Origin of the sequence: Bacillus cereus group sp. MYBK95-2, assembly GCF_051915225.1 — a bacterium.
Classification (GTDB): Bacteria; Bacillota; Bacilli; order Bacillales; family Bacillaceae_G; genus Bacillus_A; species Bacillus_A cereus.
Genome location: NZ_JBQAEH010000009.1, coordinates 201,978 through 214,607, shown reverse-complemented (window position 1 = coordinate 214,607; position 12,630 = coordinate 201,978). Strand labels below are relative to the sequence as shown.

Here is a 12,630-nt window from a genome sequence, read left to right as displayed (position 1 = left end):
GATCAGGTTGATAGGTTCGAGGTGGAAGCATGGTGACATGTGGAGCTGACGAATACTAATAGATCGAGGACTTAACCATATAATATGTAGCAAATGTTATCTAGTTTTGAAGGAATATGCCTTCATAGTTTGGTGATGATGGCAGAGAGGTCACACCCGTTCCCATACCGAACACGGAAGTTAAGCTCTCTAGCGCCGATGGTAGTTGGGACCTTGTCCCTGTGAGAGTAGGACGTCGCCAAGCAAGAACCTAAGTTATTTTGACTTAGGTTTTTTTGTGTTTATTTTTATTTACCGAATGCTATAATCCGTAAATTTAATAAAGCTACAGACGAAAAAAGAATGAAGTAGAGACTCTTTAAAATAATAGTAATGATTTTTTGTGTTCCTGATTTTCCTAATGTCGCTAAAGTAATACGTAAAATAGGACACATTATTTCTATCATAAGTATATATTTTAAATAATGAGATGCTATAAATAAATATTTAATAATTACAGAAATTACTGCAATAGAGAAAAATAAATAGGATAATAGCAAAGTTCTTTCTTTAACAGTTATCCTCCTTAGAAATTAAATCGTTATAATAATACAAGAGTGTATATATTTTGATTAAAAACATACTGAAGTGCTATTTAAACGATAAATACATAAAATAGATCTCTAGAAATATATATTCTAATTCCCTTTTCTTCTTGTATATAGTTGCAATTCTTCTTTTGAATATAACTAAAACACGAACGTTATTGACTGCTAATAAAAAAACATTCGATTATTTATTGACATTGTTTATGAAATATTGTTAATATAGCCATAGAAACAATAATATAAGACCTCATATAATCGCGGGGATATGGCCTGCAAGTCTCTACCTAACGACCGTTATTCGTTAGACTATGAGGGAAAGTCACTCGGTATTTTTCTATTCACAAGGGATACGTATGCCTGAGTAGAGCGCTTTCTCTCATAGTAAAAGAGAAACTGTTCTATTTCAGGCTTTTTTTATTTGAATCGGGGGGATTCTAATATGAAATCACTAGTTGGAGTCATAATGGGAAGTACGTCAGACTGGGAAACAATGAAATATGCTTGTGACATTTTAGATGAATTAAATATACCGTATGAGAAAAAAGTTGTATCCGCTCATCGGACTCCGGATTATATGTTTGAATATGCAGAGACGGCTCGTGAACGTGGATTGAAAGTTATTATTGCTGGAGCTGGTGGAGCAGCACATTTACCAGGAATGGTTGCAGCGAAGACAAATCTTCCTGTAATTGGAGTTCCAGTTCAATCAAAAGCATTAAACGGCTTAGATTCATTATTATCCATCGCCCAAATGCCAGGAGGTGTTCCAGTTGCAACTGTTGCAATTGGTAAAGCCGGTTCAACGAATGCTGGATTACTTGCCGCACAAATACTTGGATCATTTCATGATGATATACATGATGCATTAGAATTGAGACGAGAAGCGATTGAAAAAGATGTGCGTGAAGGTAGTGAGCTAGTATGACGAGAATCATTTTACCTGGAAAAACAATCGGTATTATTGGAGGCGGCCAGCTAGGAAGAATGATGGCATTGGCAGCTAAGGAGATGGGATATAAAATTGCTGTTTTAGATCCTACAAAGCATTCGCCATGTGCACAAGTTGCTGATATTGAAATTGTTGCACCATATGATGATTTAAAAGCAATTCAGCATTTAGCAGAGATAAGTGATGTTGTCACATATGAATTTGAGAATATTGATTATAGATGTTTACAATGGCTTGAAAAACATGCGTACTTACCACAAGGTAGTCAGTTGTTAAATACAACACAAAATCGTTTTACAGAAAAGAATGCGATTGAGAAGGCTGGGTTACCAGTAGCAACGTATAGATTAGTTCAAAATCAAGAGCAGCTTACAGAAGCAATTGCTGGGTTATCATTCCCTTCCGTCTTAAAAACGACGACAGGTGGATATGATGGGAAAGGGCAAGTTGTTTTAAGAAGTGAAGCTGATGTTGAGGCAGCAAGAAATCTTGTGGATAAAGCAGAATGTATTTTAGAGAAATGGGTGCCTTTTGAAAAAGAAGTATCAGTTATTGTGATTCGTAGTGTAAGTGGTGAAACAAAAGTGTTTCCAGTAGCAGAAAATATTCATGTAAATAACATTTTACATGAATCTATCGTTCCAGCTCGCATTACAGAAGAGCTTTCTCAAAAAGCAATTGCGTATGCAAAGGTACTTGCGGATGAATTAGAACTTGTGGGAACACTAGCTGTAGAGATGTTTGCTACAGATAATGGTGAGATTTATATTAATGAATTAGCGCCAAGACCTCACAATTCAGGACACTATACACAGGATGCATGTGAAACGAGTCAATTTGGTCAACATATTCGAGCAATCTGTAATTTACCTCTAGGAGAAACAAATTTGTTAAAACCAGTTGTCATGGTAAACATTTTAGGCGAACATATAGAAGGGGTCCTAAGACAAGTGAATAGATTAACCGGGTGCTATTTACACTTGTATGGAAAAGAAGAAGCAAAAGCACAGCGAAAAATGGGGCATGTTAATATTTTAAATGATAATATTGAAGTCGCTCTAGAAAAAGCGAAGAGTTTGCATATTTGGGACCATCAAGAACAACTGTTGGAGGGAAAAAGATGATTAGTCGTTATACACGCCCTGAAATGGGTGCGATTTGGACGGAAGAGAACAAATTTAAAGCGTGGTTAGAAGTTGAGATTTTAGCTTGTGAAGCATGGGCTGAGCTTGGCGATATTCCAAAAGAAGATGTTAAAAAAATTCGTGAACATGCATCATTTGATATTGATCGTATTTATGAAATTGAAAAAGAAACACGTCATGACGTAGTTGCATTCACTCGTGCTGTATCAGAAACGCCAGCATTAGGCGAAGAACGTAAATGGGTTCATTACGGTTTAACATCTACAGATGTAGTAGATACAGCATTATCTTACATCTTAAAACAAGCGAATGAAATTATATTAAAAGACTTAGAGAACTTTGTAAGCATTTTAGCTAACAAAGCGAAAGAGCATAAATACACAATCATGATGGGAAGAACACACGGTGTTCATGCAGAACCAACGACATTTGGTTTAAAACTTGGTCTTTGGTATGAAGAGATGAAACGTAACGTAGAGCGTTTCAAACAAGCTGCTGATACAGTTCGTGTTGGTAAACTATCTGGTGCGGTTGGTACATATGCAAATATCGATCCATTCGTAGAAAAATATGTTTGTGAAAATTTAGGATTAGAAGCAGCACCAATTTCAACACAAACATTGCAACGTGATCGTCACGCACACTACATGTCAACACTTGCACTAATTGCAACATCTATCGAAAAGATGGCAGTTGAGATTCGTGGTTTACAAAAGAGTGAAACACGTGAAGTTGAAGAAGCTTTCGCAAAAGGTCAAAAGGGTTCTTCTGCAATGCCACATAAACGTAATCCAATTGGTTCTGAAAATATGACTGGTTTAGCTCGTGTTATCCGCGGTTATATGATGACAGCTTACGAAAATGTTCCATTATGGCATGAGCGTGACATTTCTCACTCTTCGGCAGAACGCGTAATTTTACCAGATGCTACAATCGCATTAAATTACATGTTAAATCGCTTTGGTAATATTGTTAAAAACTTAACTGTATACCCAGAGAATATGAAACGTAATATGACAAGAACATACGGCTTAATTTATTCTCAGCGCGTAATGCTTACACTAATCGACAAAGGTATGGTACGTGAAGAAGCTTATGATATCGTACAGCCTAAAGCGATGGAAGCTTGGGAAACACAAGTACAATTTAAAGAGCTTGTAGAAGCTGATGAGCGTATTACAAGCAAGTTAACACAAGAAGAAATTAATGAATGCTTCAACTATGAGCATCATATGCAACACGTTGATACAATCTTTGAACGCCTTGGATTAAACGAAGCGTAAAATTTCATATGGCACAGAATAGAGTCATTCTGTGCCATTCTTTATAAAAATATTATTCACATTTTTCAAACTACAGGGGGCTTGCGAAATGCAAAAGCTAGAATTGCTGTATGAAGGTAAGGCAAAAAGAATTTATCGTACAGAATCAGCAGATATGGTTTGGGTAGAGTACAAAGATAGTGCGACTGCTTTCAATGGGGAGAAAAAAGAGACGATTACAGGAAAAGGTCGTTTGAACAATGAAATTACAACTTTATTGTTCAGAAAGTTACAAGAAGTGGGAATTAAAACACATTTTGTTGAGAAGTTATCTGAGACAGAACAACTTGTTAAAAAAGTGAGTATTATTCCTTTAGAAGTTGTCACAAGAAATGTAATTGCAGGAAGTCTTTCAAAACGATTAGGAATGGAAGAGGGAACTGTACTTGCAGAACCAATCGTAGAATTTTACTTCAAAGATGATGATTTAGGAGATCCGCTTGTAACGGAAGATCATATTCGTGTATTAAACGTTGCATCGCCAGAGCAAGTAAGTGTATTACGAGATATGGCTCTACAAATCAATCAAGTGTTGATTGATCATTTCGCAAGCTGTCGTGTAAGATTAGTAGATTTCAAATTAGAGTTTGGTGTAACGGAAGAAGGAGAAATCATTTTAGCGGATGAAATTTCACCAGATACTTGCCGTTTATGGGATGAAACGAGCAATGAAAAGTTTGATAAAGACGTATTCCGTCGTGATCTTGGAAATTTAACAGATGCTTATGAAGAGATTTTAAAACGTTTAGGGGGAATTTCACATGTATAAAGTTAAGGTATATGTAACATTAAGAGAAAGCGTATTAGATCCACAAGGAACAGCAGTAAAAGGAGCACTTCATAGTCTTTCATTCACAGAAGTACAAGACGTTCGAATCGGAAAGTACATGGAACTAACAATTGATAAATCTGTATCTGATTTAGATAGCAAGGTAAAAGAAATGTGTGAAAAACTATTAGCGAACGTTGTAATGGAAGACTTCCGTTATGAAGTTGAGGAGGTTGTCGCACAGTGAAATTTGCCGTAATAGTATTTCCGGGTTCGAACTGTGATGTCGATATGTTCCATGCAATTAAAGATGAGCTTGGCGAAGAAGTAGATTACGTTTGGCACGATACAGAGAATTTAGATGAATATGATGCAATTCTACTACCAGGTGGATTTTCTTATGGTGACTACTTACGCTGCGGTGCTATCTCTCGCTTTGCTAATGCAATGAAAGCAGTGCAAAAAGCTGCTGAGCAAGGAAAGCCGATTTTAGGTGTATGTAATGGATTCCAGATTCTTGTTGAATCAGGATTACTACCAGGAGCGTTAATAAGAAACGAAAACTTAAAATTTATGTGTCGCACTGTTCAGTTACGTGTTGAAAATAATGAAACGATGTTTACATCACAATATGAAAAAGATGAAATAATTAATATTCCAATCGCGCATGGTGAGGGGAATTACTATTGTGATGAAGCGACTCTTAAACAATTAGAAGAGAACAATCAAATCGCATTCCGTTACGTAGAAAACCCTAACGGTAGCGTTTCAGATATTGCTGGTATTGTAAATGAAAAAGGAAATGTACTTGGTATGATGCCGCACCCAGAGCGTGCTGTAGATGAATTACTTGGCGGTGCTGAAGGGTTAAAAGTCTTTCAATCTATCTTAAAACAGTGGAGGGAAACATATGTCGTTAATGCTTGAACCAAATCCAACACAAATTAAAGAAGAGCGTATATATGCGGAAATGGGGTTAACAGACGAAGAGTTTGCCATGGTTGAAAAGATTTTAGGTCGTCTGCCAAATTATACAGAAACAGGGTTATTCTCTGTAATGTGGTCTGAACATTGTAGTTATAAAAATTCAAAACCAGTGCTTCGAAAATTCCCAACAACAGGTGAGCGTGTTCTACAAGGGCCTGGGGAAGGTGCTGGAATTGTAGATATTGGTGATAATCAAGCAGTTGTATTTAAAATGGAAAGTCATAACCATCCTTCAGCTATTGAACCATATCAAGGAGCTGCAACAGGTGTTGGTGGTATTATTCGTGACGTATTCTCTATGGGAGCACGTCCGGTAGCTCTATTAAACTCACTTCGTTTCGGTGAATTACAGTCACCACGTGTGAAATATTTATTCGAAGAAGTAGTAGCAGGAATTGCAGGATACGGTAACTGCATCGGTATTCCGACTGTTGGCGGCGAAGTACAATTTGATCCATGTTATGAAGGAAATCCACTTGTAAATGCAATGTGCGTAGGTTTGATTAACCACGAAGACATTAAAAAAGGGCAAGCACATGGTGCTGGTAACACAGTAATGTACGTAGGAGCATCAACTGGTCGTGACGGTATTCACGGTGCAACATTCGCGTCGGAAGAACTATCTGAAAGCTCAGAAGCTAAACGTCCAGCGGTTCAAGTAGGGGATCCATTTATGGAAAAACTTCTTATTGAAGCGTGTTTAGAATTAATTCAATCTGATGCACTTGTTGGAATTCAAGATATGGGTGCGGCTGGTTTAACATCATCATCTGCAGAAATGGCAAGTAAAGCAGGAATGGGTATTGAAATGTACTTAGATGATGTACCACAGCGTGAAACAGGAATGACACCATATGAAATGATGCTATCTGAATCACAAGAGCGTATGTTAATTGTCGTGAAAAAAGGTAGAGAACAAGAAATAGTAGATTTATTTGAGAAGTATGGTCTTGCAGCGGTTACGATGGGGAAAGTAACAGAAGATAAAATGCTTCGTTTATTCCATAAAGGTGAAAAGGTAGCTGAAGTTCCAGCAGATGCTTTAGCAGAAGAAGCACCAATTTATCATAAGCCATCAAAAGAAGCAGCATACTTTGCTGAATTCCAAGCAATGAAAATGGAAACGCCAAAAGTAGAAAATTATAAAGAAACGTTATTCGCTTTATTACAGCAACCAACAATTGCAAGTAAAGAGTGGGTATACGATCAATACGATTACCAAGTTCGCACAAGCACAGTTGTTACGCCAGGTTCGGATGCTGCAGTTGTACGTGTACGCGGTACAGAAAAAGGATTAGCAATGACGACAGATTGTAACTCTCGCTACATTTATCTAGACCCAGAGATGGGCGGTAAAATTGCAGTAGCAGAGGCAGCGCGTAATATCGTATGTTCTGGCGGAGAGCCACTTGCAATTACAGATTGCTTAAACTTCGGTAACCCAGAAAAACCAGAAATCTTCTGGCAAATTGAGAAATCAGTAGACGGTATGAGTGAAGCTTGTCGCACATTACAAACACCAGTTATCGGCGGAAACGTATCGATGTATAACGAGCGTAGTGGTGAAGCTGTATATCCAACACCAACTGTTGGGATGGTCGGACTTGTGCATGACTTAAAACATGTAACAACACAAGAGTTTAAGCAAGCTGGTGATTTAGTGTATGTAATTGGTGAGACGAAAGCTGAGTTTGGCGGAAGTGAATTACAGAAAATGATTCACGGCAAAATTTTCGGTCAATCACCAAGTATCGATTTAGATGTAGAATTAAAACGCCAAAAACAAGTATTAGAAGCAATTCAAGCTGGTCTTGTTCAATCTGCACATGATGTTGCTGAAGGTGGTTTAGCAGTTGCGATTTCAGAAAGTGCAATTGGTGCTAAAGGCTTAGGTGCTACTGTGAAATTAGATGGAGAAGCAACAGCAGCATTATTCGCTGAATCACAGTCTCGCTTCGTGATAACTGTAAAACGTGAAAATAAAGAGGCGTTTGAGAAAGTGGTAGAAGCAATCCAAGTTGGAGAAGTAACAAGTACAAATGAAGTAACAATTCATAATGAAGAAAATGAAGTATTACTTACAGCAAATGTAGATGAAATGAGAAAGGCTTGGAAAGGGGCAATCCCATGCTTGCTGAAATAAAGGGGTTAAACGAAGAATGTGGCGTTTTCGGAATTTGGGGGCATGAAAATGCAGCACAAGTTTCATACTACGGATTGCACAGTTTACAGCACCGTGGGCAAGAAGGCGCAGGCATTGTCGTAAATAATGGGGAAAAAATCGTCGGTCACAAGGGGTTAGGTTTAATATCAGAAGTGTTTTCAAGAGGTGAGCTAGAAGGATTAAATGGAAAATCAGCGATCGGACATGTACGATATGCAACAGCTGGTGGAAGTGAAGTTGCTAACGTTCAACCATTGTTGTTCCGTTTTTCCGATCATAGTATGGCGTTAGCTCATAACGGAAATTTAATTAACGCAAAAATGCTTCGTCGTGAATTAGAAGCAGAGGGCAGTATTTTTCAAACTAGTTCAGATACAGAAGTACTTTTACATCTTATTAAACGTAGTACGAAAGATTCTTTAATTGAAAGTGTAAAAGAAGCTTTAAACAAAGTGAAAGGTGCGTTTGCGTATCTTTTACTAACTGGAAATGAAATGATCGTTGCATTAGATCCGAATGGGTTCCGTCCGCTTTCAATTGGAAAGATGGGGGATGCTTACGTTGTAGCATCTGAAACATGTGCTTTTGATGTAGTAGGTGCAACATACATTCGTGATGTAGAACCGGGTGAATTACTTATCATTAATGATGAAGGAATTCACGTAGATCGTTTCACAAACGATGTAGAACATGCAATTTGTAGTATGGAATACATTTACTTTGCACGACCAGATTCTAATATTGCAGGCGTTAACGTTCATGCAGCACGTAAGAATATGGGGAAACGTTTAGCGGCAGAAGCTCCTATTGAAGCAGATGTTGTTACTGGTGTACCAGACTCTAGTATTTCAGCTGCGATTGGCTATGCGGAGGCAACAGGTATTCCATATGAGTTAGGATTAATTAAAAATCGTTACGTTGGACGTACGTTTATTCAACCTTCTCAGGAACTGCGAGAGCAAGGGGTTAAGATGAAGCTTTCCGCAGTAAGAGGTGTAGTTGAAGGGAAACGAGTTGTTATGATTGATGACTCTATCGTAAGAGGAACGACAAGTAAACGAATTGTTCGTATGCTTCGTGAAGCTGGAGCGACAGAAGTTCACGTAAGAATTGCTTCACCACCTCTGAAATATCCATGTTTCTATGGCATTGATATTCAAACGAGAAAAGAATTAATTGCAGCAAATCATACAGTAGAAGAAATCCGTGAAATGATCGGAGCAGATTCTTTAACATTTTTAAGCGAAGATGGATTAGTAGATGCAATTGGACGTCCATATGAAGGGAAATATGGTGGCCTATGCATGGCTTACTTTAATGGGGACTATCCAACAGCTCTTTATGATTATGAGCAAGAGCTTTTAGAAAGTATGAAATAAGAAAAGTGAAACAAGCTTCTACTTCTTTTGATGTAGAAGCTAGCTCCTTTCTTAAAATAGCCCGCCCTGGATGGGGAGAAATTAAAAGACGAGGTGTAAATAACGATGGCGAATGCATATAAGCAAGCAGGAGTAGATATTGAAGCTGGATATGAAGCGGTATCTCGCATGAAAAAACACGTACAAACAACTATGAGAAAAGAAGTACTAGGCGGTTTAGGCGGTTTTGGAGGTATGTTTGATCTATCAAAATTTGCATTAGAAGAACCTGTATTAGTATCTGGAACAGATGGCGTGGGAACGAAATTGATGCTCGCTTTTATGGCAGATAAACATGACACAATTGGTATTGATGCAGTAGCAATGTGTGTAAATGATATTGTTGTCCAAGGAGCAGAGCCGCTTTTCTTCCTTGATTATATTGCTTGTGGTAAAGCTGAACCTAGTAAAATTGAAAACATCGTCAAAGGTATATCAGAGGGCTGTCGCCAAGCTGGTTGTGCATTAATCGGTGGAGAAACAGCTGAAATGCCAGGAATGTATTCTACGGAAGAATATGATTTAGCTGGTTTTACAGTTGGGATTGTTGATAAAAAGAAAATTGTAACAGGTGAAAAGATTGAAGCTGGTCACGTGCTAATTGGCTTAGCATCTAGCGGTATTCATAGCAATGGTTACTCTTTAGTACGAAAAGTGTTACTAGAAGATGGGGAACTATCTTTAGAGCGTATTTATGGCCGCTTAGAACTACCTCTTGGTGAAGAATTATTAAAACCAACGAAAATTTATGTCAAACCTATTTTAGAACTATTGAAGAAACATGAAGTATACGGTATGGCGCATATTACAGGTGGTGGATTTATTGAAAATATTCCACGCATGTTGCCAGAAGGAATCGGTGCCGAGATTGAACTAGGATCTTGGGAAATTCAGCCGATCTTTAGTTTGCTTCAAGAAGTTGGAAAACTGGAAGAAAAAGAAATGTTCAATATTTTTAACATGGGTATTGGTATGGTAGTAGCAGTGAAGGAAGAAGATGCAAAAGATGTTGTTCGTCTTCTTGAAGAGCAAGGAGAAATGGCTCGTATTATTGGACGTACTATACAAGGAGCTGGCGTTACTTTTAATGGGGGCACAGCACTATGAGTAGATTAGCAGTTTTTGCTTCTGGAAGCGGATCTAACTTTCAATCTCTCGTTAATGCGGTAGAAGAAAAAAGATTGGATGCAGAAATTAGTTTATTAGTATGTGATAAACCAGAAGCACGCGCTGTTGGACGGGCAAATTATCATCATATTCCGTGTTTTGCTTTTTCAGCGAAAGCATATGAGTCAAAAGAAGCATTTGAAAAAGAGATATTAAAGAAGCTAGAAGAATATGAAATTGATTATGTTATTTTAGCTGGATATATGCGGTTAATCGGGCCGACGTTACTAGAAGCATACGGCGGGAAGATTATTAATATTCATCCATCATTACTACCGAGCTTTCCGGGTAAAGATGCTGTCGGTCAAGCGTTAGAAGCAGGTGTGAAAGTAACTGGAGTAACAATTCATTATGTAGATGCAGGTATGGATACAGGGCCAATTATTGCGCAAGAAGCAGTGGTTGTTTCTGAAGGGGATACGAGAGAAAGTTTACAAAAGAAAATTCAACAAGTTGAACATAAATTATACGTAAATACAGTAAATCAAATTGTTCAGTCTGTGAAAGAATCAACTGTTAACTAACATACAACCAGGGGTGAAGGATAAATGAAAAAGCGTGCATTAGTAAGTGTTTCAGATAAAACAGGAGTAGTAGAATTTGTTAAAGGGTTACTAGAACAAGGGATTGAAGTTATTTCAACAGGTGGTACGAAAAAGTTATTAGAAGAAAACGGTTTACAAGTAATTGGTATTTCTGAAGTAACTGGTTTCCCTGAAATTATGGATGGCCGTGTGAAAACGTTACATCCAAATATTCATGGTGGTCTATTAGCAGTTCGTGATAATGAAACACATGTAACACAAATGAATGAATTAGGTATGGAGCCAATTGACTTTGTTGTTGTTAACTTATATCCATTTAAAGAAACAATCGCTAAGCCTGATGTAACATTTGCTGATGCAATTGAAAATATTGATATCGGTGGCCCGACAATGATTCGCTCTGCTGCGAAAAATCATAAATTCGTATCTGTAATTGTAGATCCAGTAGATTATGATATTGTGTTAGCAGAACTGAAAGAGAACGGTGAAGTAGCAGAGGAAACAAAACGTAAACTAGCAGCGAAAGTATTCCGTCATACAGCAGCGTATGATGCGTTAATTTCTAACTACTTAACAGAGCAAATGGGTGAAGAAAGTCCAGAAACATTAACTGTGACATTTGAGAAAAAGCAAGACTTACGTTATGGCGAGAACCCACATCAAAAGGCAACTTTCTATAAAGCGCCATTCGCAGCAACTTCTTCTGTTGCATACGCAGAACAATTACACGGTAAAGAATTATCGTATAACAATATTAATGATGCAGACGCAGCACTTAGCATCGTAAAAGAATTTACAGAACCAGCAGTAGTAGCAGTAAAACATATGAATCCATGTGGTGTTGGAGTAGGAACTGATATTCACGAAGCATATACTCGCGCTTATGAAGCAGATCCAGTATCAATTTTCGGCGGTATTATTGCAGCAAATCGTGAAATTGATAAAGCTACAGCAGAAAAGTTACATGAAATTTTCTTAGAAATTGTTATCGCACCTTCGTTCTCGCAAGAAGCTTTAGAAGTGTTACAAAGTAAGAAGAACTTACGTTTATTAACTATAAATATTGAAAAAGCGACAAGTGCAAGCAAAAAACTAACTTCTGTACAAGGTGGACTTCTCGTTCAAGAAGAAGATACGTTATCATTAGATGAAAGTACAATTTCAATTCCAACGAAACGTGAACCTTCAGAGCAAGAATGGAAAGATTTAAAACTAGCTTGGAAAGTTGTAAAACATGTGAAATCAAACGCAATTGTTTTAGCGAAAGATGACATGACAATTGGCGTCGGTGCGGGACAGATGAACCGTGTAGGTTCTGCAAAAATCGCAATTACACAAGCTGGTGAAAAAGCACAAGGTAGCGCACTTGCATCTGATGCTTTCTTCCCAATGCCAGATACATTAGAAGAAGCAGCAAAAGCAGGAATTACAGCAATCATTCAACCAGGCGGATCAATCCGTGATGAAGATTCTATTAAAGTGGCAGATACGTATGGGATTGCTATGGTGTTCACTGGCGTACGTCATTTCAAACACTAATAGAGGATGTTTAAAAAGTCCGGTCGAGATAACCTTTT

General features: G+C 37.8%; 12 protein-coding genes, 1 rRNA gene and 1 riboswitch. Of the genes, 12 read left to right on the top strand and 1 reads right to left on the bottom strand.

Going from position 1 to position 12,630, the window contains the following annotated elements:
• Positions 1–128: 128 nt before the first annotated feature.
• Positions 129–244, top strand: a 5S ribosomal RNA gene (gene rrf / locus ACTFN4_RS24880).
• A 43-nt stretch (positions 245–287) separates the two neighbouring features.
• Here rrf and ACTFN4_RS24875 read toward each other — a convergent pair.
• Positions 288–539: a hypothetical protein gene (locus ACTFN4_RS24875; RefSeq protein ID WP_439962940.1), complete on the bottom strand. Its 252-nt coding sequence runs from the start codon at positions 537–539 to the stop codon at positions 288–290.
• Between the two features lie 275 nt (positions 540–814).
• Positions 815–916: riboswitch (purine riboswitch) on the top strand.
• Positions 917–1,026: 110 nt separating this feature from the next.
• On the opposite strand from ACTFN4_RS24875, the gene purE reads away from it, so the two are divergent.
• From purE to purH, 11 genes are all read left to right on the top strand, one after another.
• Positions 1,027–1,512 carry a 5-(carboxyamino)imidazole ribonucleotide mutase gene (gene purE, locus ACTFN4_RS24870; RefSeq protein ID WP_000839365.1) on the top strand — a complete coding sequence of 162 codons (486 nt, stop codon included), beginning with the start codon at positions 1,027–1,029 and terminating at the stop codon, positions 1,510–1,512.
• A complete protein-coding gene (gene purK / locus ACTFN4_RS24865) occupies positions 1,509–2,660 on the top strand; it encodes a 5-(carboxyamino)imidazole ribonucleotide synthase (RefSeq protein WP_439962939.1) in 1,152 nt (383 codons plus the stop codon). Before purE ends, purK begins: the two co-directional genes overlap by 4 nt.
• A complete protein-coding gene (purB, locus tag ACTFN4_RS24860; protein WP_000625682.1) occupies positions 2,657–3,964 on the top strand; it encodes an adenylosuccinate lyase in 1,308 nt (435 codons plus the stop codon). Before purK ends, purB begins: the two co-directional genes overlap by 4 nt.
• A gap of 88 nt (positions 3,965–4,052) precedes the next feature.
• Positions 4,053–4,772 (top strand): phosphoribosylaminoimidazolesuccinocarboxamide synthase, encoded by a 720-nt coding sequence (gene purC / locus ACTFN4_RS24855; RefSeq protein ID WP_001170544.1) that lies wholly within the window; start codon positions 4,053–4,055, stop codon positions 4,770–4,772.
• A complete protein-coding gene (purS, locus tag ACTFN4_RS24850) occupies positions 4,765–5,019 on the top strand; it encodes a phosphoribosylformylglycinamidine synthase subunit PurS (RefSeq protein WP_000278823.1) in 255 nt (84 codons plus the stop codon). Before purC ends, purS begins: the two co-directional genes overlap by 8 nt.
• Positions 5,016–5,699 (top strand): phosphoribosylformylglycinamidine synthase subunit PurQ, encoded by a 684-nt coding sequence (gene purQ / locus ACTFN4_RS24845; RefSeq protein WP_000666774.1) that lies wholly within the window; start codon positions 5,016–5,018, stop codon positions 5,697–5,699. Before purS ends, purQ begins: the two co-directional genes overlap by 4 nt.
• A complete protein-coding gene (gene purL / locus ACTFN4_RS24840; RefSeq protein WP_000055564.1) occupies positions 5,683–7,902 on the top strand; it encodes a phosphoribosylformylglycinamidine synthase II in 2,220 nt (739 codons plus the stop codon). Before purQ ends, purL begins: the two co-directional genes overlap by 17 nt.
• On the top strand, positions 7,887–9,302 hold the full coding sequence (gene purF / locus ACTFN4_RS24835) for an amidophosphoribosyltransferase (protein ID WP_000879025.1): 1,416 nt from the start codon (positions 7,887–7,889) through the stop codon (positions 9,300–9,302). Before purL ends, purF begins: the two co-directional genes overlap by 16 nt.
• A 105-nt stretch (positions 9,303–9,407) precedes the next feature.
• A complete protein-coding gene (gene purM / locus ACTFN4_RS24830; protein ID WP_001262439.1) occupies positions 9,408–10,448 on the top strand; it encodes a phosphoribosylformylglycinamidine cyclo-ligase in 1,041 nt (346 codons plus the stop codon).
• Positions 10,445–11,032: a phosphoribosylglycinamide formyltransferase gene (gene purN / locus ACTFN4_RS24825; protein WP_000088589.1), complete on the top strand. Its 588-nt coding sequence runs from the start codon at positions 10,445–10,447 to the stop codon at positions 11,030–11,032. Before purM ends, purN begins: the two co-directional genes overlap by 4 nt.
• A 24-nt stretch (positions 11,033–11,056) precedes the next feature.
• Entirely contained in the window at positions 11,057–12,592 is a 1,536-nt protein-coding gene (gene purH / locus ACTFN4_RS24820) for a bifunctional phosphoribosylaminoimidazolecarboxamide formyltransferase/IMP cyclohydrolase (protein ID WP_000745439.1), read from the top strand.
• The last annotated feature ends 38 nt before the right edge of the window (positions 12,593–12,630 follow it).